Genomic DNA, 19,179 nt, shown 5'->3' with positions numbered 1-19,179 from the left:
TTCCGAGGTGGTGGAGGATGAACGGGACGGCGACGAGCGGCCGATGACGCCCGAGGAGTCGCTGGCGCTCATCGCCACGCAGGCGGAGAAGACCCGCCGCGAGATCGGGCCGAATCCGGCGGTGCTGCTCGCCGTCTGGGGACTGGTGTGGCTGTTCGGTTTCGGGCTGATCTACCTCTCCGCCCCGCCGACCGCGCTGATGCCGCTGTGGGCCGCCGGCGCGATCACCGTCGCCGGGTTCGCCGGGGCCATGGTGTATTCGGCGATCTACGGCATCCGCTCGAGCCGTGGCGTACACGGGCCGTCCCGGCTCGTCGGGGCGATGTACGGGTGGAGCTGGATGATCGCGTTCGGCGGGCTCACGGTGGTGAACACCGCGCTGATCCGCCTCGGCCTCGACACCGAGCTGATCCCATTGCTGTGGTCCGGCACTTCGCTGATGCTGACCGGCTTGATGTACCTCGCCGGCGGGATGCTGTGGCAGAGCAGGCTGCAGTACGGCCTCGGCGTGTGGATCATCGCGAGCGGCGCGGCGAGCGTGCTGGCCGGGGGACCGTACAACTTCCTCGTACTGAGCCTCGCGGGCGGCGGTGGCTTCCTGGTGGCGTCGCTGGTCTTCCTGGTGCGGGCGCGATGAGCGAAGACGGGCTGCCCCAGCTCGATCCGGTGATCCACGCACAGGCGAGGCTGCGGGTCACCGTGGCGCTGTCGAGCCTGGGGCAGGGGGACAGCATCACTTTCCCGAGGCTGCAGCAACTGCTGGACATGACGCCGGGCAACCTGTCGACCCATCTGCGCAAACTCGAGGACGCCGGCTACGTCGAGATCACGAAGGCGTTCGAGCACCGCACGCCGGTGACGCTCGTCGAGCTGACCACCCGTGGCCGGGCCGCGTTCGAGGAGTACACGAAGGCCCTGCACCGTCTTCTCGAGGTGCCGGGCGATGGGCGGGCATGACCGGTGGGTCATCCACCTCGACATGGACGCGTTCTACGCCTCCTGTGAACAGCTGACCCGGCCGACCCTGGCGCGGCGCCCGGTGCTGGTCGGCGGCGCTGGGCCGCGCGGCGTGGTCGCCGGGGCGAGCTACCAGGCACGCGAACACGGGATCAAATCGGCGATGCCGATGTCGCAGGCCCGGCGGCTGCTGCCGCCCAACGGGGTGATCCTGCCGCCGCGGTTCAAACTGTACGAATTGCTGAGCACCCAGGTGTTCGACCTCGTCGCCACGTACGCGCCCGTGCTGGAACGGATCTCCCTCGACGAGGCCTTCGCGGAACCTCCTTCACTGGCCGGTGCTTCCTCGGACGAGGTGCGGGAGTTCGGCGCCCGCCTGCGGGAGCACATCCGGTCGGAGATCGGCCTGGTGGCGTCGATCGGGGCGGCGTCGGGAAAGCAGGTCGCGAAGGTCGCGTCGGATCTGGCGAAACCGGACGGGTTGCTCGTAGTCGACCAGGGCACCGAACGCGACTTCCTCGCGCCGCTGCCGACCAGGGTCCTGTGGGGGATCGGCCCGGTGGCGGAAGGGAAACTGCGGGCGATCGGCGTCCGGACACTCGGCCAGCTCACCGCGCTCTCCGACGCCGACGCGGTGTCCACATTGGGCAGTGTGGTCGGGCGGGACCTGCGGCGGCTGGCCACCGGCGTCGACGACCGGCCGGTGTCCGACCGCGCGGAACTCAAGCAGGTCAGCGCCGAAACGACGTTCGACCGGGACCTGATCGACCTGGCGAGCCTGCGGCGCGAGGTCCGCGACCTCGCCGTGCACGCGCACCGGCGCCTCGTCAACGCCGAACGCGTCGCGCGGACGGTGGTGGTGAAGCTGCGGCACACCGACTTCAGCACCGTGACGCGTTCGGAGACGATGGCCTCGCCCACCGACGAATTCGACCAGCTCGCCGCGATGGCGGAACGGCTGCTGATCGATCCGACCGAGTTCGGCGGGGTGCGGCTGGCCGGGGTCGCGTTCTCCGGGCTTTCGGTACCGCATCAGGATCCGCTGTTCACGCTTTCCGTTCCGGCCGCCGAGACCCCGCTGGTCGAGCGAGCTCCCGCGCCGGTGACCGTGGTCTCGTCGAGCTGGCGGCCTGGGGACGACGTCGTGCACGACACGTACGGCACCGGGTGGGTGCAGGGCGCCGGGCACGGGCGGGTGACCGTCCGGTTCGAGACGCGCACCAGCGGGCCGGGGGTGGCGCGGACCTTCCCGCAGGAGGATCCGGCACTGCGCCGGGGCGAGCCCGGCGACTGCCTGGCCTGAGGGGAGTGTGCTCGAACGCGTAACTCGCGTGATTGGAGACGTATCTCGCGTGATTGGAGGGCGATCACGGTGTGCGGCCTCTGATCACGCGAGTTACGTCTCTGATCACGCGAGTGCGGACTTCGATCACGCGAGTTCGTCGCGAATCAGCCGCGGCAGACCGTCACGAAGTTCGCGCTGGTCACCTTCACGTCGCGCGGGCAGTTGCGGAAGCCGAAGATGCACCAGTTCCCGTCGTCGCCTTCGATCAGCAGCGCGCCGTACGCGCGTTTCTCGTTCCGCTGGTCGTTCAGGACCGCCATGGCGGCCTGCCCCTTCTGGTCGACACTGCCGACGGTGACCGGCGTTTCGCCGGAGACCAGCTCGTCCGGAGCGGCGGGCTTGTCCGGCGTGCGCGGGCAGGTCAAGGCCAGAAGCGCGGGATTGTCGCCGTCTGTCATCGCGTTCGCGATCGCCCCGGCGGCGCCGTCCGCCGTCGTCCGGTCGGGCGAAGAACCGCACGCGGCGGTGACCCAGAACGCGACGACGACGAAACCGATCAGGACCCACCGGGAGTGCGCGGTCATGGCAGCGATACTCCGCGATCAGGCGTGACGCTGTCCAGTGACCGGCCGTAAGGCAGGATGGGGAGACCTTCACCCGATCGAGGGAACCGATGTTCAGCTCTCGTGCCCGCCAGACCACCGCCCTCCTCGGCGCCGCCCTCCTGCTCGCAGGGTGCGGCGGCGCTCCGGAACAGGAGCCGCGGCCCGCCACGTCCGAGGCGCCGGCGGCGAGCCGGGCGCCGGACGGGTCGTTCACCGTGGTCGCGACCGGTGACGTGCTGATCCACCCCGCGCTGACCGGCCAGGCGAAGGAGGACGGCGGCGGCAAGATCGACTATCGGCCCCTGCTGGCCGGGATCAAACCGCTCATCTCCGGGGCCGACCTCGGCATCTGCCATCTCGAGACCCCGATCGCGCCGAAGGGCGGGCCGTACAGCGGCTACCCGTCGTTCAGCGCGCCGCCCGAGATCGTCGACGCGCTCAAGGACATCGGGTACGACACCTGTTCGACGGCGTCCAACCACACGATCGACCAGGGTGTGGACGGTGCGACCAGGACGCTGGACAAACTCGACGAGGCCGGGATCAAGCACACCGGTTCGGCGCGTTCGGCCGAAGAGGCGAAGAAACCGCTGATCGTCGACGTCAACGGCGTCAAGGTCGCCCAGATCTCCTTCTCCTACGGCTTCAACGGGATCAAGGTGCCCGCGGGCAAACCCTGGCTGGTCAACCAGATCGACGCCGAAGACGTGATCGCCGAGGCCAAGGCCGCGCGGAAGGCGGGCGCGCAGGTCGTCCTCGCGAGCCTGCACTGGGGCACCGAATACCAGCACGACCCGACCGCCGAACAGCGCTCACTGGCGAAGAAACTGCTCGCCGACGACTCGATCGACCTGATCATCGGCCATCACGCGCACGTCGTGCAGCCCTTCGAACAGATCAGCGGCAAATGGGTCGCCTACGGCCTCGGCAACAGCGTCGCCCGCCATTCGGAGCCGAGGGGGTCGACCGAACAGGGCGCGGCCGCGCGGTTCCGGTTCGTGCGGGACGGCGAACGCTGGAAGGTCGACAAGGCCGAATACGTCCCGACGCTGGTCCAGCTCGGCCCGCCGATCCGCCTGCTCGACCTGACCGCGGGCCCGGCCGGGAACGCCGGCGCCGAAGCGCTCAAGGCCACCGACGAGGTCGTCCTCAGCCGTGGCGCGGGCGACCAGGGGCTGACCCGGCCCGGTCGCTGACCTGACGGGACAGGGGCGGGCTCTTCCCCGCCCGCCCCTGCCTTACCGCGCCCGCCTTCAATACCGTCGCCGCACCACCAGTTTCGCGAGGGCCGCGAGCTCGGCGCCTGGGCGGGGCACCGGGTTCGAGACGGCGAGATGGTGCAGCGCGCCGGTCAGGAGCGCGTCGGCCTGCTCCTGACTCCACGCCCGGCCGCCCGCGCGTTCCACCAGTGCCGCCGCGTGGGGCAATTCCGCGACGTCGAGGTTTTCCTTGCGGTACAAGGCATCCAGTTCTCGCCCGGCTTCCGTCCCCGAGTGGAGCGCGGCCACCACCGGCAGGGACTTCTTCCGGTTGGACAGATCCGAGTGGACCGGTTTCCCGGTCACCGCCGGATCGCCCCAGATCCCGAGCAGATCGTCGATGTGCTGGAACGCCAGCCCGAGTGCCCTCCCGTACTCGGTCAGCCGGTCCACCTGATCGCGCCTCCCTTCCCCGGCCAGTGCCCCGAGCGTGCACGACGCCCCGAGCAACGCGCCGGTCTTCCCCTCGGCCATCCGCACGCATTCGGCGGTGTCGACGTCACCGCGTTCCTCGAACTTCAGGTCGGCGCTCTGTCCCTCCAGCAGATCGATCACGGCGGTGCTGAGCACCCGCAACGCGTCCTGCCCGAACGGGGCCAGCACCTCGAAGGCCCGGCACAGCAGGGCGTCCCCGGCGAGGATCGCCGCGCCGGTGCCGAAAACGGTCCACGCCGTCGGCCGGTGCCGCCGGGTGGTGTCGGAGTCCATCACGTCGTCGTGCAGCAGGGAGAAGTTGTGCACCAGTTCCACCGCGACACCCACCGGGACGGCGATCTCGGCGTGCCCGCCGGCCGCTTGTGCCGACAACAGCGCGAGCGCGGGCCGCAAGGCCTTCCCGCTGTCCGAAGTGGACGGACGTCCGTGTTCGTCCCACCAGCCGAAGTGGTAGCCGGCGATGAGCCGCATCGATTCGGGCAGGCCGTCGACGGCGTCGCGCAGTGCCGGATCGAGCAGATTCCGGCTCCAGGTCAGCACTTCGCCGGCTGGACGTGCTCCGGTACGGGTCTCGGTTGTCGTCAACGGACTCCCTTTCGGTCGACCCGGTGAACTGCTGTTTTCCGCAATTCTCGGATACCCATTCGAGCGGGGCGGGTGCAAAGTCAACATAGCAAGGCGTAATGCCCGGACAAACAACTCGATCGGGTCGACGGAGAGGTTCACCTGTTTGCCGGACCGACCCGGACGCGTGGCCGGGGGCGGCCGTTCGGGTGCCGAAGCCACGGGAAATGCCAGGATGTGGCAAGGTCGGTGACTTCTCGTGGCGGCCGCTCACTCGGTCGTGAAGCCGCGCTCTCCGACCGGTGACGCGCCTTTCCGGCGCGTGGCGGAAATTGTTTCGAGTGCTGAGAAATTGGGCCGAGCCGGTGATGTTCGGCAGTGTGCCGTCCGCCGCTGGTATGAATTGATTCAACCGGTCTTTTCCGCTCGTGGAAGCGTGAACTAGTTTCGGCAGTCTCCGCCTGGAAGGACTCGAATGGGTATTTACCTGACCGGCATCGCCTGGGTCGTCGGCGCGGCCGCCCTCGCGGGCTTCGTCGGCTACCTCGTCCGCAGGTTCGGCTGGGACGAGGGACGCCCCGACAACAACGACGCCGCCGGCCAGGTGTTCACCATCGTCGGCGGGCTGCACGCCGTCCTGGTCGCGTTCATCCTGATCTCGCTCTTCGACTCCGCGACCGCGGCGCGAGAGGGCTCCTACCACGAGGCGGACAGCCTGGTCGCCGCCGTCTGGGCCGCCGATTCGCTCGGGGCCGAGGTCAAGGACGAGGTGCGGAAGCTGAGCGCGGAGTACATCACCACGGTCGAAAAGAAGGAGTGGCCGCTGATGGCCGGGGGCGAGACGAGCCTCCCCGATCTCGGCTGGACACAGCTCGACATGTTGCGCAAGGCGGTGGACAAGGCCCCGTCGGACGACGACTGGCTCCGTGAACGCAAGGCCGAGGCGTCCACTCAGCTCTGGCAGGTCTACGAGGCCCGGCAGGACCGGCTCAACGCGGTCGTCGGCGGCCGGGTCGGCGGCGTGGTCTGGTTCGCGCTCATCCTCGGCAGCCTCGTCTCGGCGCTGTTGCCCAACCTGTTCGGCGGTACCCGGCTGGCCGCGCATCTCGTGATCGTGTCCACGCTGGCCGGCACGGTGACGTTGCTGCTGTTCGCGATCTACCAGCTGCAGAACCCGTTCGGCGGTGGGGTGCGGATCCCGCCGGACGCGTTCTCCTCCGCGCTGGCGAGGATCTCTTGAGCCGGTGAGCACAGTGGACCGGCTGACGCGGACGGCGGCGACGGTGGCCGTCGCCGGTCTGGTGGGCGCGTCGGCACTGCTGACCCCGATGGCCGCGCGCGCCGCCGAATCCTGCCTGGTGGTGCAGGCGGAGACCGGGTCGCACGGGAAGTCGAAGCTGCGCTGGCTCGACGCCGGATCGGGGGCCACTTCGCGGGTGACCGAGCCGGGTCACCGGCTCAACGCGCTCGGCTACTCCGCGTCGCGGAACCTCGTCTTCGGTGTCGCGGAGGGACTCGGCCGGGGGACGCACGCGGTGACGATCGACCGTGAGGGTAAGACCCGGGATCTCGGCCCGATCACCCGAGCGGGGAACCGGCTGCCGGTGTGGAGCCCCGTGGCCGGGGTGACCGCCGGCGCGATCGGCGGGAATTCCTGGTACCTGCTCAGGAACGGCACACTGTACACAGTGGACTTGTCGCCGGGGGACCGGTACCTGCGGATCGTCAGGACGGTGTTCCTGCGGCCGATCACGCTCGCCCACGACGTCAACGATTTCGCATACCACAACGGATTGCTCTATGGCGTGTCCACCACCTGGCGCGGAAAGGGCGCCGTGATCACCATCGATCCGGTATCCGGCAAGGTCCGCGAAGCCGAAGACGCGCGTTTCCCGCCCGCCGACGTCTACGGCTCCGTCGTCCTCGGCCGCGACGGCGCCCTGTACGCGATGGCGAACCGGATCGGCGGGCGCAGCGTGCTCTACCGCCTCGACCGGAGCGGGCAGGTGACCGTGGTGCGTTCGGGCCCGCCGCTGGCGGGTTCGGACGCCGCGGGTTGCCTCACCGCGCCCGAACCGCCAAAGCCCGAACCGCCAAAGCCGACGCCCACGCCATCTCCGACCCCCACGCCGAGTCCGACGCCTTCTTCCACTCGGACTCCGACGCCGTCCCCCAGCCCGTCCTCGACGCCTTCGCCCAGTCCGTCTTCGTCACCGAGCCCTTCGCCGACGCCGTCGTCTAGCGCGGCGCCGGCTCCCGCGCCTCAGGTGATCCCGCCGCCGGCTCCCGCGCCGAAACCGTCTCGTTCGGCCGCGCCCCGGGAACGGAAGGAGGCGGCGGAGACCGATTCCCTCGCCCGCACGAAGGAGAAGCGGCGGTGGGGATTGACCGCGCTGGTGCTGATCCTCGGCGGCGGCGCGGCGGCGGGTGCCGTCCGGCGGGGCCGGTGAGTCAGTACTTGAACTGGTCCACGTTCTCGCGCGTGATGAGCAGCGGGTCGCCGAGGAGCACGGTCTTCGTGTCCTCCTCGTACTTGATCGCGGGGAGTTCGAGGTTGACCTTGTTCGACGGGCTCAGCCGTTTGCCCTCGGCGACCTGCTTGCCCGCCCACGCGGTGAGGTAGCCGAGCGATTCGACGTTCCACAGCACCGACAGCGACGCGGAACCGTCCAGCAGGTACGGCTTGATCGCCTGCGGCGTCCCGACGCCGACGGTGAAGACGCGGCCGATCTTCTGCTGCGACCGCACCGCCTCGGCGACCCCGGGCGCGGACGTCGTGCACTCGCCGACCAGGCCGGTGAGGTCCGGGTACTTGGCCATCAGCCCCTTGGCCAGCGCGGTGGCCTTGTCCTTGTCCTCGCCGGCGTAGACCGTCTCGACGAGCTGCGCATGGGGGTACTCCGTAGCGGTATACGCACGCTGGACGGCGATCCACGCGTTGAGGTTCTCGGCGGTCTCGCCGCAGGAGACGATCGCGTACTTGCCCGCGTTCCCCATCTTCTTCATCAGGGCGTCGGTGAGCGCCTTGCCGATACCCTCCGGGGTCGCCTGGTTGACGAAGAGCTCGCGATCGGTGCCGGGCGCGTCGGTGTCCGAAGTGATCACATGGACGCCCTTGGCCCGCGCCTCGGTGATCGCGGGTGCGATCGCCCTCGGATCGTTCGGCGCGATCGCGATGACGTCCACCTGCTGGTCGACGAGGCCGCGCACGATGGAGACCTGCGCCGCGGGGTCCACCGTGACCGGACCGGTCGAGGCCCATTCGACCCCGAGCTGCTTGGCCGCGGCCTGCCCGCCGGTGTTCATCGCCTCGAAGTACGGGATGCCCGCGACCTTCGGCACGAACACGATCCGGAGCGGCTTCGCCGCCGTCTCCGCCGGTTCCTCACCACCGCAGCCGGTCAGCCCGAACACCATGCCCAAAGCGAGCACAGTGGCAACGACGAGCGTCTTCGTCGGCCCTCGCATCTCCACCCCATAGTCACGGAACTACCTGAACCAGCCGAACGGTCTACGCGCGGTGGAGACCTCCGGCGAAACTAGGGGTCTTCGGTTACCCCGGTCAACCGGATGAGCGCAAAGGGTTACGGAAGTGAGTTCATCGACCTGGGCTGATTACCGGGTCGGCCTACGGGGATGACGCTGAGCGATCGCGAGACGGGGATCACTGCGCCGTTTATACGGGTGGGGGGTATGGTTTCCCGCATGAACGAGACACGTCCTGGAGCAAGCTGGTCGATGGCGGCGTCGGCGACCCTGCACTGCCTCACCGGCTGTGCGATCGGTGAGGTCCTCGGCATGGTGATCGGCACGGCGCTCGGCCTCGGCAACGTGGCGACGATCATCCTCGCCGTGGCGCTCGCCTTCGTCTTCGGTTACGCGCTGACCATGCGCGGCGTGCTGAAGTCGGGCCTGCCGTTCGGCACCGCGCTCAAGGTGGCGCTGGCGGCCGACACCGTGTCGATCGCGGTCATGGAGATCGTCGACAACGGGGTCATGCTGGTGGTGCCCGGTGCGATGGAGGCGGGGCTCGCGAGCCTGCTGTTCTGGGGCGCGCTGGCGTTCGCGCTGGCCGTCGCGTTCGTGCTGACGGTGCCGGTGAACAAGTGGATGATCGGGCGCGGGCTGGGGCACGCGAAGGTCCACGCGCACCACGGCGGGCATGGTGACCACAGTGGTCACGAGGGGCACAGTGGTCACGAAGGTCACGGCGGCCACGAGGGGCACCACGCGCACTGAGCGCTCTTCGCGGCATGGCCGCTCGGAGGTCCGTGAAGGCCTCCTTCCCTACCCTGAAGGTAGTGAAGGAGGCCCTCACTACCTTCAGACGCTCGACAGGTCGATCGCCTTGTCGATCTCCTTCGGCATCAGCACCCGCAGAAGACCTTCCAGCAGGTAGTAATCGGCGTAGGGCAATGAAACCTCGACGCCGTCCTCGGCCGGGCGGTTGCGCGTCCCGCGCGCCACGATCGCCTCGGCGCGGGTGGACTTCGTGGTCAAGCAGGTGTCGCACAACGCGGTCAGGATCCGGATCGCCGCCTCGCGGTAGTGCGGCCGGTTCGCGACCTTCGCCAGGTCGAGCAGGCCGCACGCCATCACCGCACCGGCGGAGGAATCCTTGATGTCGTGAGGTGCCTGCGGAGCGAGGTAGTCCCACACCGGCACGTTGTCCGGGGTGAGGGCGCGCAGCGCGAAGTCGGCCAGGCGTTGCGCGGTCCGCAGGAACAGTGGGTCGCCGGAACGCCGGTACATCGTGGTGAAGCCGTAGATCCCCCAGGCCTGTCCGCGCGACCAGCAGGACGCCGGGCTGTAACCCTGCACGGTGTCCGGCCCGATCTCGGCGCCCGTTTCGGGATCGAAGTCGAACACGTGCGGCGTCGAGCCGTCCGGGCGCAGGAAGACCCGTTCGGTGGTCTTCGCGTGGGAGACGGCGATGTCGAGGTACTTCCGGTCACCGGTCTGCTTGCTCGCGAAGGTCAGCAGATCCAGGTTCATCATCGTGTCGATGATGACCCGGCCGGCGTTGCCCGGCGTGCCGAGCGCGCCCCACGCCCGGATGAACCTCCCCTTTTCGTTGTAGCGCTGGATGAGCGACGCGGCGGCGTTGAGCGCGCCGGTGCGCCATTTCTCGTCGCCGGTGAGCCGCCAGCCGGTCACCCACGACGGATAGAACAGGAATCCGAGGTCGTGGTCCCGCGTCTCGTACTGGCGCGGCGCGAGCTTTTCCGCCGACGCCATGGCGAGGGTGCGGAATTGCGGATCGCCGCTGTAGAGGGAGGCGAGCCACAAGGTGCCCGGCCAGAATCCGCCGATCCAGCCGCCGTTCTGCGAATAGGTCCATTTCTCGAACCGGGTGATCTCCGGAAAGGCCGTCACGCCGGGTGCGACCGCCCGCAATTTCGTCACCGCGTAATCGGCCGTTCGGCGGAAAGTCCTTAGGCTGTCGGTGGTTTCCTCGGCCGCTCCGGCGGCCGGGGTGATCGTCGTCGCCGCGACGGCGGCACCGGCCGCGGTGGTCAACAGGGTTCGCCGGGAAACGCTCACAATGCCCGCCATTCGTCAGTGGGAAATGCGTCACGGGAGTTTCGCACGACGATGACGGGATTGTGAAGACCGTTCACGGTTGTGAATAAAGGCTCACTCAGCGGGACGGATGTTCGCGTTGTGCCGGAACACGTTGTCCGGGTCGTACACCGCCTTGATGGCGGCCAGCCGCGCGTACTTCTCCGTGCCGAACGCCGTGCGCACCCGGTCTTCGTCGTATTCGTTCATGAAGTTCAGGTAGCCGCCGTAGTTGCTGGAATGCGGCAGGAGTTCCTCCCACAGCGTCCGCGCCCAGACGCGGTCGGCGGCCAGGAGTTCCGGAGTCGGGGCGGTGGCCGCGATCCCGACGACGAACCCGGGCGTCCGCGGTCCGCCGAACGCGGTCGCGTCTTCGCGCACCGTCGAGAACGTGTCCTGCAGCGGCACGATCGGCAGCACGGTCGTCGGCGACGCCTTGTCCGGCAGGCACGCGGCGATCACGTCGATGACCTTTTCGGACAGCGAGGCGACGTACAGCGACTTCTCGTAGGCGAGGATTCCCCGTGGCGCGGTCGGATCGAGCAGCTTCTGCAGCTCCGCGTACGGCATCGGCGTGACGAGTTCGAACGCCGCGGGCAGGCCGCCCCGGATCCGCTCGACCAGCCTGGCGTGCCGTTCGGGACCGTCGAAGCCGGCGACGACGAGCGCGAGACCCGGCGCGAGGTGAAGCTCCGGCGGGACGAAGGGCGCGGGTGGCGCGTTGAGCCCGACGAGCATGGAACCGGTGCCCGACGGCAAGGACGCGATCACGTCCTTCGCGAAGCGCATCGCCTCGGGCGCGTCGGCCAGCGTCCAGAAGAACAGCCCGACTTCGGCGAGGCCGACGCGGTGCAGCCGGAACTCGAATTCCGTGACCACGCCGAAGTTCCCGCCCCCGCCGCGCAGCGCCCAGAAGAGATCCGGATGCTCCGCCTCGGAAGCCCGCAGGATCCGGCCGTCGGCCGTCACGACCTCCGCCGAGAGCAGATTGTCGATCGTGAGCCCGTGTTTCGCGGTCAGCCAGCCGAAACCGCCGCCGAGGGTGAGGCCGCCGACGCCGGTGTCGCTCACCGTGCCGCCGACCGTCGCGAGCCCGTGCCGCTGCGTCGCCTCGTCGACGTCGGCCCAGAGCGCGCCGCCGCCGACCAGCGCGGTGCGGGTGCCCGGATCGACGGTGATCCGGCGCAGCCCGCCGAGGTCGATCAACAGCCCGTCGTCGGCGACGGCGGAACCGCTGAAACTGTGCCCGCCGCCGCGCACGGTGATCTCGAGTCCCTTCTCGCGGCCGAAGGCCAGCGCGGTGACGACGTCCTCGCGCGTGGCGCATTCGGCGACCACCGCCGGGCGCCGGTCGATGTCGCCGTTCCACACGGCGCGGGCGGCGTCGTAACCCGGATCGGCGGCGGTGACCACCGTGCCGGACAGTTTTTCGCGCAGCGTGGTCGTTTCGGGCGGATTCATGCGGACCCCCTCAGGTCGTGGCTACCGCACGGTCTCTGAGTGGCAGGCAACGCCCAAGGTCCGTCCGCGTGGGCGAAAGGGCGGACGTAAGGGCGAAGGCCCGGCGTTATGGGGTACGCCGGGCCTTCGCGATCAGGGGAGTGTCACGAGCACTTGGGCGCCACCGGCAGGTCCGAGCCGGTCTGCACGTAGGTGTCGGAGACGTAGTGCCCCGGGCCGATCCGGTCCCAGACGTTGCTGGTGCCGAACTTGCCGGTGACGGTCTCGCCCTCGACGTAGCACTCGATGTTGACCTTCGCGTAGTTCGCCGCGAGGCCCTTGATCGCCGCGGTGGTGCTCGCCGAGGCCCGGACGTTCATCGGGTCGCCCGCGGTGCTGATGACGCCGGTCGGGCCGGAGCCGGTCCACAGGTAGGAGACGTTGACCCAGCCGTTGTCGGTCATCTTCAGGCCGTCCCAGAAGGTGCCGTCCGCGAGGTCGATACCCGCCGGGTTGGCCACCTTGCGGCCGAACTCGTCCTTGCCGCCGTTGTAGCCGTCCTGGTACGCCGCCTGCGCCTCGGGCTTGCCCTGCGGCAGGTTCTTCCACATCTGGCGGGTGGCCGACGGGTTCCAGTAGTCGTCCTTGGTGTTCCACGGGCCGACGTCCCACACCGGCGCGTACTCGCACCGGCTGTTGTCGGTGCGGCAGACGCGGACGGTGTAGTTGCCGGTGTTCTTCGGCGCGAGGCCGCGGCCCGAGGGGAGGGCGACGAAGTGGTCGCGGGACTTGATCACGTGGCCGTTGGCGGTGGTGCCGCCGACGAGGCCTTCGCGGGTGCCGTAGACCTTGTACGTCAGCGCGGCGGCGGCCGCGCCGATCGCGTTGGTCTGCGGGCCGAGCTCACCCTGAAGGGTGACGTCGCTGACCTTCGCGGTCACGCCGTCGGTCACCGTGCGCAGTCCGATGCGGACCTGGACCGTGGAGACCGAAGCGGACAGCTGGGCGGCGCCGCCCTCGGTGGGCGTCCACTCCGTCCAGTCCTGGGAGTTGAGCTTGCCCCGGACGTCGACCTCGACCTCGGTGCCCTTCGGCGCGTCGGCGGTGACCTGGGCGGTGACGCGGTTGACCGGCTTCCCGAGCTTCTGCTCGGCGAGCAGCAGGTAGCCCTGGCTGCCGATGGAGTCGGGTTTTCTGTGCCAGGCGGCGTTTTCCAGGCTGAGCACGCCACCGTCGCTGCGGACGTTGACGTCGTCGCTGTCCACAGTGGACAGGTCGGCGCGCCAGCTGCCTTCGGGCGCCGCGTTCGCGGGGCTGGCTGCCAAGGCGGTGACCGCCCCCACGGCCAGCACGGCCGCCATCACCCGGCGGGCCTTAACGGTCCGGACCATTCCGGTCTCCCTTCGAGCACTCTCGGTTGCTACGAAGGGAGCTTCGCCGGGGCGTGTACACGATCGATACAAAAGCGAGTCGGCACCTGGTTGCGGTGGGTGAACCCTCAGGCGCTCGCGGAATCGTCGTACGACGCTTCGGCCGCCTCCTGAAGGCGCGAGGCGAGCGCGGATTCCTGTGGGCGCGCGGAGAGTTCCCGCCACAACGCCAGCGCGCGTTCGGAATACGTCCGTGACCGCTCGGGCTGGCTCAGCGCCTCGTGCAGTTCGCCGAGCAACTGCGAGACCTCGGCCTCGGACCGGCGGTCCCCGTTGCGCCGGTGCACGCTCAGCGAATTGACCAGCAGCAGTTGCGCGTGGGCCAGGTCGCCGCTGTGCAGATACAGCTCGCCGAGGTTCTGGTTCGCGTAGCCGACGCAATGGTCGTCGCCGAGTTCGTTGAAGATCGCGATGGCACGGTCGACCCGCTCCCGCGCACCGGAGAGATTGCCCTGGTGCTGGCGCAGCATGGCGAGCCGTTTCAACGCGTGCGCCTCGCGGTGCCGGTCGCCGATCCGGGCGGACTGCTCCAGCGCCTCGGTGAACCAGCGTTCCGCGTCGGCGTACCGGCGCCGCGCCAGCCACACCGCGCCGATCGCGATCCGCGCGACGGCCTCGCCGTGCGGATCACCGGCCGCCGAGAACTGGTCGAGTGCCGCGTGACAGTGCTCCAGCGCGACGGTGTCCTCGCCCTTGATCCGCAGCACGGTGCCGAGCCCGGCCAGCGCGATCGCCGCGCCCCGCGTGTCGCCGATCTTGTCGAACAGCAGTTGCGACTGCTCGAACGCGATCAGGGCCTCGGCGTAACTGTCCTGGTACAGCTGGATCTGCCCGAGGTTGCGCTGGATGATCGCCTCGCCGCGGACCTCGCCGGACCGGCGGGCGGCGGCCAGCGCGACGGCGTGCGTGTGCATCCAGTCGTCCTGGTGACCGCGCTGGTCGAAGTACGGTGCCAGCGCGGCGGCGAGACGCCAGGCCAGCGAGTCGAAGCCCAGATCGGCGGCGAGCGAGACGGCGGCGACACAGGTGTGCCGTTCGGCGGCGAACCACGCGGCCGGATCCTCGATCAGATGCGCGGTGCCCGGCGGTAGCGCGGGCTGGACGGCCGTGTCGTCCCGGTAGAGCCCGAAGAAATGGATCGGCATCCGGTCCGCGGCTTCGACCGCGAGCGCGAGATAACCCTCCAGCACTCGTTTCGTGGCGTCGCGAGCCTTCAGCGGGACGTCCTGCGCCCGGAGTTCGAGGGCGTAACACCGCAACAGGTCGTGCAGGCGGTAACGGGGTTCGCCGGTGGCGTCCGAGCCGCTGAGCTCGACCAGATGAGCGTCCACCAGCACGTCGAGGACGTCTTCACCGTGCGTGCGGCCGAGCAGGGCCGCGACCACCCAGCCGGGGAACTGGACCGAACCCAGCCCGCCGAGGCCGCGGAACGCGGTCGCCGCCGACATCGGCAGGAGGTCGTAGCTGAGCGTGACACTGGCCCGTACGGCGAGATCGCCGACGCGGAGTTCGTCCAATCTTCGTCTTTCGTCGCGCAGCCGGTCGGCCAGTACGCGCAACGTCCAGCCCGGCCGGTGGGTCAGCTTCGCCCCGGCGACCCGGATCGCGAGCGGCAGATATCCGCAGTGGCGCAGGATCGCGGTCGCGCACTCCGGCTCCGCCGCGACCCTTTCGGTGCCGACGATCCCTTCGAGCAGCGTCGCGGCCTCGGCTTCGGGCAGCAGGTCGACGTCGACCGGGGTGGCCCCGGCCAGATCCGGCATCCGGATCCGGCTGGTGATCAGCATCGCGCAGGAACCCGCGCCGGGCAGCAGCGGGCGGACCTGCGCCGCGCTGCCGGCGTCGTCGAGGACGACGCACATCCGCAGGGTCGCGAGCCGCGACCGCAGCAACGCCGCGCGCTCGGGGAGATCACGCGGCAGCCCCGCGTCGGGCACGCCCAGCGCGCGGAGCAACTCGGCGAGCACGGTCATCGGGGGACGTGGCGAGGACGACGTCCCGGCGAGGTCGACGTGCAGCTGACCGTCCGGGAAATCGTCGCGGACCGCGTGCGCCACCCGGATCGCGACGGAGGACTTGCCGATCCCCGGCGCCCCCGAGAGCACCGCGATCGCGGGCTTTCCCTGGGTACGACGCTCGTGGAAGAGGCCGACGAGCGCGCTGACCACCTCGTCGCGGCCGGTGAAATCCGGCAGGTCCAGCGGCAGCTGGCAGACCGGCGTCATCGGCACGGTGAGGGCGGCGGCCACCGCGTCCTGGGTCGCGGACGGGGTGAGGACCAGCGAGGCCCGCAGCTCCCGCAGCCGCGGGCCCGGCTCGGTGCCGAGCTCCTCCGCGAGCACCTTTTCGGCCGTTTCGTAGGCCTCGATCGCGTCGGCGGTGCGGCCGTCGGCCCGCAGCGCGACGATCAGCTGCTGCCAGAGCTCTTCGCGCAGGGGATGTTCGGTGACCAGGCCGCGCAGTTCGGCGACGGCCTCGGCGGTCCGGCCGAGTTCGATCCGCGCGCGCAGCCGCTGTTCCTGTACCGCGAGCCGCAGTTCCGTCAGCCTGGCGACGGTCGCGCCCCAGCCGTGGTCGTGGGGGAGGCCTTCGAGAACTTCTCCGCGCCACAGCGCTTCCGCTTGATCCAGCAGGTCGAGGGCCGATTCGGCTTCCCCGTGGCCGAGCGCGTCCTGCGCGCGGGCGGCCAATTCGCCGAAGCGGATGTGGTCGATCTCGTCGGGGGCGGCCTTGAGGATGTAGCCGGACGCCCGGCTTCCGATGCGTTCCCCGAGTTCGGGGTCGTGGTCGGCGAGGCGTTTGCGGAGCGAATGAACGTAGGTGCGGATGTTCGCCGCCGCCGAACGGGGAGCCGACGAAGGCCAGAGGACCTCGATCAGCAGTTCGGTGGAGACGACGACGTTGGGCTGGAGCAGGAGAGCGGCCAGCAGCAGCCGGGGTTTTGGCCCGCCGAGCGGCACCACCTGCCCGTCCACCGCCACTTCGAGCGGACCGAGAACGCGAAACCCGAGAATAGTCACCTAAACCGCCAATACGGCAGGAGCCCCATATCCGCCGATAATATTGCCGTCCCGCCATGGTTGGCTAGATCCATTCGCATGCATGTGCAGACAGCGGCCGGCGTTTGTACGTGATGTGTACGACGCCGGTCGACGCTGCGGTCATGAAGCGTTCAAGTGTCCGGCGGCTCGCCGGTTTCTTTCTCGTGCTGGTGACGGCGGGCGCCTTGGGCCTCGCCGGAGCCACTCCCGCACTGGCCGCGGCCACCGGGACCGTGAAGACGGCGGGTGATCCGCTGAATGTCCGCCGCGCCCCGAGCACCTCCGCGACCGCGGTGCGCACGGTGGCCAACGGCGCCACGGTGACCATCGACTGCCAGACGATCGGGACCTCGGTCACCGGTCCGCTGGGCACCACGACGTTGTGGGACTACGTCCCCGCGCTCGGCGGCTACATCTCGGACGGCTACGTCTACACCGGCTCCGACCAGCGGATCGCACCCGACTGCGGGGTCGGTTCCGGCAGCGCCGAATGTTCCACCGGCGTTTGCGCGGGGGAGGGGCAGTTCCGCTCGTCGGACGCGCATTTCCTGGTCTACGACCGGAACGCCGACGGCAAGTCCGCCGTCGTCGCGTACTGGCTGAAGGGCGGCGCCGGCCCGTTCTACGTCTGGGCCTCCGGCGGCAACGGCACCCACGTCGACAAGGCCGTGCCGGTCGCGAAGGGATCGTGGGTCTATTACAAGGTCTGCGTCGCCGACGCCGCCGCCAATCCGGCGCTCGAAGCCTGTAGTGGCGGCATCACCGATTACGCCGCGTGAAATCCCTCCCCGTTCTTTCCCCACTTCGAAAGGTTGAATTTTCATGGGCCAGGTGAATCGGCGTGCGGTACTCCTCGGTGGGGCCGCGGCGGTTTCGGCGGCGGCGTTGTCGTCGACGGTGCCTTCGTGGGCGAACGCGAGAACGCTGGCGGCGGCGCCCGCCATCCACGACCCGTTCCAGCTCGGGGTCGCCTCCGGTGATCCGCTGCCGGACAGTGTCGTGCTGTGGACCCGGCTCGCCCCCGCCCCGCTGAACCCCGACGGTTTCGGCGGTATGCCGGACGCTTCGTACACAGTGGACTGGGAGATCGCCAACGACCAGGCGTTCTCCTCGGTGGTGCAGAAGGGCACCGTGACCGCGGCCCGCGCTTCCGGGCACAGCGTCCACATCGAACCGGTGGGGCTCGAGCCGGGACGGGAGTACTTCTACCGGTTCAAGACCAGCGGGCACATCTCGCCGGTCGGCCGGACGCGGACCGCGCCCGCCGCCGGTGCCGCGGTCAATCAGCTGAAGTACTGCTTCTCCTCCTGCCAGCACTGGGAGGAAGGTTGGTACCACTCGTACAAGGGCATGCTCGCCGACAACCCGGATCTGGTGCTGTTCCTCGGCGACTACATGTACGAGCGGAAGTCCGGCCGCGCCGCCGCCGACCGGAATCCGCGCAGGCTGGCCTTCACCGAGGACGTCACGACGCTCGCCCAGTACCGCGCGCGGCACGCGCAGCACAAGACCGACGCCGACCTCCAGAACGCGCACGCGATGGCGCCGTGGGTCGTGGTCTTCGACGACCACGAGGTGATGAACAACTGGAACGGCACCACCAGCCCGGCCACCGCGGAGCGCAAGGCCGCCGGTTTCCAGGCGTTCTACGAGAACATGCCGATCCGGTCCACCGCGAAGCCGAGCGGCGCGTCGATCCGCCTGTACCGGCAGTTCGGCTGGGGCAACCTCGCCCGGTTCCACATGCTCGACACGCGCCAGTACCGCAACGCGCAGGTGACCGATCCGTCCGGTACGACGGGCCCGTCGTGCACCGACATGCGTTCGACGTCGCGCAGCATCCTGGGCACGACGCAGGAGGCTTGGCTGCTGAAGGCGCTGGAGACGCACCCGGCGAAGTGGGATTTCCTGGGCCAGCAGGTCTTCTTCGCCACTCGTGACGGCGACGGCAACAAGGCGACCTGTGAGAGCCCCGATTCCTGGCAGGGTTACGAGGCTTCCCGAGACCGGATCGCGAAGGGCATCGTGGACCGCAAGGTGCCGAACCCGATCGTGCTGACCGGCGACGTCCACCGGCACTGGGCGGCCGACCTGCGCCGCGACTATTTCAACCACAGCGACCCGGTGTTCGGTTCGGAACTGGTGACGACCTCGGTCACGAGCAACAGCGACACCGCGACCGATCCGTCGTCGACGTGGCTGTCGCACAACCCGCATATCAAGTACTGCCGGGGAAAGCGCGGTTATGTCCGGGTGACGGCGTCGCAAACGCAGATGCGGGCGGACTTCATGACGGTTTCGGACACCAGCGAGTACGACTTCTCGAAGGTGGTCCTGGCCGCGGACCGTTCGTACGTGGTCGAAGCGGGGAAGCCGGGGCTCCAGCGGGTTTAGCGACTGGGGAAGGGTCGCGAAAGCCACTTTCGAGACATCAGGTGTCCCGAANACCAGCGAGTACGACTTCTCGAAGGTGGTCCTGGCCGCGGACCGTTCGTACGTGGTCGAAGCGGGGAAGCCGGGGCTCCAGCGGGTTTAGCGACTGGGGAAGGGTCGCGAAAGCCACTTTCGAGACATCAGGTGTCCCGAAAGTGGCTTTCGCGA

At 69.3% G+C, this 19,179-nt stretch carries 15 protein-coding genes and 1 pseudogene; 9 read left to right on the top strand and 7 right to left on the bottom strand.

Annotation, left to right across the window (positions count from 1 at the left end; all coding sequences use genetic code 11):
* Positions 1-7: 7 nt before the first annotated feature.
* From ACXIZN_RS24335 to ACXIZN_RS24325, 3 genes are read left to right on the top strand one after another with little or no spacing between them, the layout of a single operon-like run.
* Complete coding sequence (locus ACXIZN_RS24335) at positions 8-637, top strand: hypothetical protein (RefSeq protein ID WP_126737190.1); 630 nt, start codon at positions 8-10, stop codon at positions 635-637.
* Positions 634-957, top strand: a complete 324-nt coding sequence (locus ACXIZN_RS24330; protein ID WP_093932096.1) for a winged helix-turn-helix domain-containing protein — start codon at positions 634-636, stop codon at positions 955-957. The genes ACXIZN_RS24335 and ACXIZN_RS24330 overlap by 4 nt, the downstream gene beginning before the upstream one ends.
* A complete protein-coding gene (locus tag ACXIZN_RS24325; RefSeq protein ID WP_457957051.1) occupies positions 944-2,260 on the top strand; it encodes a DNA polymerase IV in 1,317 nt (438 codons plus the stop codon). Before ACXIZN_RS24330 ends, ACXIZN_RS24325 begins: the two co-directional genes overlap by 14 nt.
* Positions 2,261-2,406: 146 nt before the next feature.
* Here the strand turns inward: ACXIZN_RS24325 and ACXIZN_RS24320 are convergent, their stop codons facing one another.
* Positions 2,407-2,826 (bottom strand): hypothetical protein, encoded by a 420-nt coding sequence (locus ACXIZN_RS24320; protein WP_457957050.1) that lies wholly within the window; start codon positions 2,824-2,826, stop codon positions 2,407-2,409.
* A gap of 89 nt (positions 2,827-2,915) precedes the next feature.
* On the opposite strand from ACXIZN_RS24320, the gene ACXIZN_RS24315 reads away from it, so the two are divergent.
* The gene (locus ACXIZN_RS24315) at positions 2,916-4,043 is read left to right on the top strand and encodes a CapA family protein (RefSeq protein WP_457957049.1); all 1,128 of its coding nucleotides are present in this window, start codon (positions 2,916-2,918) and stop codon (positions 4,041-4,043) included.
* A gap of 57 nt (positions 4,044-4,100) precedes the next feature.
* On the opposite strand, the gene ACXIZN_RS24310 is transcribed toward ACXIZN_RS24315, so the two are convergent.
* On the bottom strand, positions 4,101-5,126 hold the full coding sequence (locus ACXIZN_RS24310; RefSeq protein ID WP_457957048.1) for a family 2 encapsulin nanocompartment cargo protein polyprenyl transferase: 1,026 nt from the start codon (positions 5,124-5,126) through the stop codon (positions 4,101-4,103).
* 454 nt (positions 5,127-5,580) lie between these two features.
* Here ACXIZN_RS24310 and ACXIZN_RS24305 point away from each other — a divergent pair, with 454 nt between their 5' ends.
* Both ACXIZN_RS24305 and ACXIZN_RS24300 read left to right on the top strand, forming a co-directional pair.
* The gene (locus ACXIZN_RS24305) at positions 5,581-6,345 is read left to right on the top strand and encodes a bestrophin-like domain (RefSeq protein WP_457957047.1); all 765 of its coding nucleotides are present in this window, start codon (positions 5,581-5,583) and stop codon (positions 6,343-6,345) included.
* Positions 6,346-6,349: 4 nt separating this feature from the next.
* Positions 6,350-7,555 carry a DUF6923 family protein gene (locus ACXIZN_RS24300; protein WP_457957046.1) on the top strand — a complete coding sequence of 402 codons (1,206 nt, stop codon included), beginning with the start codon at positions 6,350-6,352 and terminating at the stop codon, positions 7,553-7,555.
* Position 7,556: 1 nt separating this feature from the next.
* On the opposite strand, the gene ACXIZN_RS24295 is transcribed toward ACXIZN_RS24300, so the two are convergent.
* A complete protein-coding gene (locus ACXIZN_RS24295) occupies positions 7,557-8,573 on the bottom strand; it encodes an autoinducer 2 ABC transporter substrate-binding protein (protein WP_457957045.1) in 1,017 nt (338 codons plus the stop codon).
* A 270-nt stretch (positions 8,574-8,843) separates the two neighbouring features.
* On the opposite strand from ACXIZN_RS24295, the pseudogene ACXIZN_RS24290 reads away from it, so the two are divergent.
* Positions 8,844-9,260 (top strand): annotated as a pseudogene (locus tag ACXIZN_RS24290) (DUF4396 domain-containing protein); the annotation flags it as partial.
* 168 nt (positions 9,261-9,428) lie between these two features.
* Here the strand turns inward: ACXIZN_RS24290 and ACXIZN_RS24285 are convergent.
* The 4 genes from ACXIZN_RS24285 to ACXIZN_RS24270 form a co-directional block, all read right to left on the bottom strand.
* Complete coding sequence (locus tag ACXIZN_RS24285; RefSeq protein WP_457960591.1) at positions 9,429-10,649, bottom strand: glycoside hydrolase family 88 protein; 1,221 nt, start codon at positions 10,647-10,649, stop codon at positions 9,429-9,431.
* A 93-nt stretch (positions 10,650-10,742) separates the two neighbouring features.
* The gene (locus ACXIZN_RS24280; RefSeq protein ID WP_457957044.1) at positions 10,743-12,128 is read right to left on the bottom strand and encodes an FAD-binding oxidoreductase; all 1,386 of its coding nucleotides are present in this window, start codon (positions 12,126-12,128) and stop codon (positions 10,743-10,745) included.
* Between the two features lie 143 nt (positions 12,129-12,271).
* Positions 12,272-13,498, bottom strand: a complete 1,227-nt coding sequence (locus ACXIZN_RS24275) for a hypothetical protein (protein ID WP_457957043.1) — start codon at positions 13,496-13,498, stop codon at positions 12,272-12,274.
* Positions 13,499-13,605: 107 nt separating this feature from the next.
* A complete protein-coding gene (locus ACXIZN_RS24270) occupies positions 13,606-16,557 on the bottom strand; it encodes a BTAD domain-containing putative transcriptional regulator (protein WP_457957042.1) in 2,952 nt (983 codons plus the stop codon).
* Positions 16,558-16,700: 143 nt separating this feature from the next.
* On the opposite strand from ACXIZN_RS24270, the gene ACXIZN_RS24265 reads away from it, so the two are divergent.
* Together ACXIZN_RS24265 and ACXIZN_RS24260 are read left to right on the top strand one after the other, a co-directional pair.
* On the top strand, positions 16,701-17,357 hold the full coding sequence (locus ACXIZN_RS24265; protein WP_457957041.1) for a hypothetical protein: 657 nt from the start codon (positions 16,701-16,703) through the stop codon (positions 17,355-17,357).
* A 43-nt stretch (positions 17,358-17,400) separates the two neighbouring features.
* Entirely contained in the window at positions 17,401-18,972 is a 1,572-nt protein-coding gene (locus ACXIZN_RS24260) for an alkaline phosphatase D family protein (RefSeq protein ID WP_457957040.1), read from the top strand.
* Positions 18,973-19,179 lie beyond the last annotated feature (207 nt).

This window comes from Amycolatopsis sp. TRM77291 (assembly GCF_054166285.1).
This window is presented reverse-complemented; position numbering and strand designations above follow the sequence as displayed.

Coding starts and splice junctions, on each gene's coding strand:
- ACXIZN_RS24330 (WP_093932096.1), top strand. CDS start 634: ATGAGCGAAGACGGGCTGCCCCAGCTCGATCCGGTGATCCACGCACAG.
- ACXIZN_RS24325 (WP_457957051.1), top strand. CDS start 944: ATGGGCGGGCATGACCGGTGGGTCATCCACCTCGACATGGACGCGTTC.
- ACXIZN_RS24320 (WP_457957050.1), bottom strand. CDS start 2,826: ATGACCGCGCACTCCCGGTGGGTCCTGATCGGTTTCGTCGTCGTCGCG.
- ACXIZN_RS24315 (WP_457957049.1), top strand. CDS start 2,916: ATGTTCAGCTCTCGTGCCCGCCAGACCACCGCCCTCCTCGGCGCCGCC.
- ACXIZN_RS24305 (WP_457957047.1), top strand. CDS start 5,581: ATGGGTATTTACCTGACCGGCATCGCCTGGGTCGTCGGCGCGGCCGCC.
- ACXIZN_RS24295 (WP_457957045.1), bottom strand. CDS start 8,573: ATGCGAGGGCCGACGAAGACGCTCGTCGTTGCCACTGTGCTCGCTTTG.
- ACXIZN_RS24280 (WP_457957044.1), bottom strand. CDS start 12,128: ATGAATCCGCCCGAAACGACCACGCTGCGCGAAAAACTGTCCGGCACG.
- ACXIZN_RS24275 (WP_457957043.1), bottom strand. CDS start 13,498: ATGGTCCGGACCGTTAAGGCCCGCCGGGTGATGGCGGCCGTGCTGGCC.
- ACXIZN_RS24265 (WP_457957041.1), top strand. CDS start 16,701: ATGAAGCGTTCAAGTGTCCGGCGGCTCGCCGGTTTCTTTCTCGTGCTG.
- ACXIZN_RS24260 (WP_457957040.1), top strand. CDS start 17,401: ATGGGCCAGGTGAATCGGCGTGCGGTACTCCTCGGTGGGGCCGCGGCG.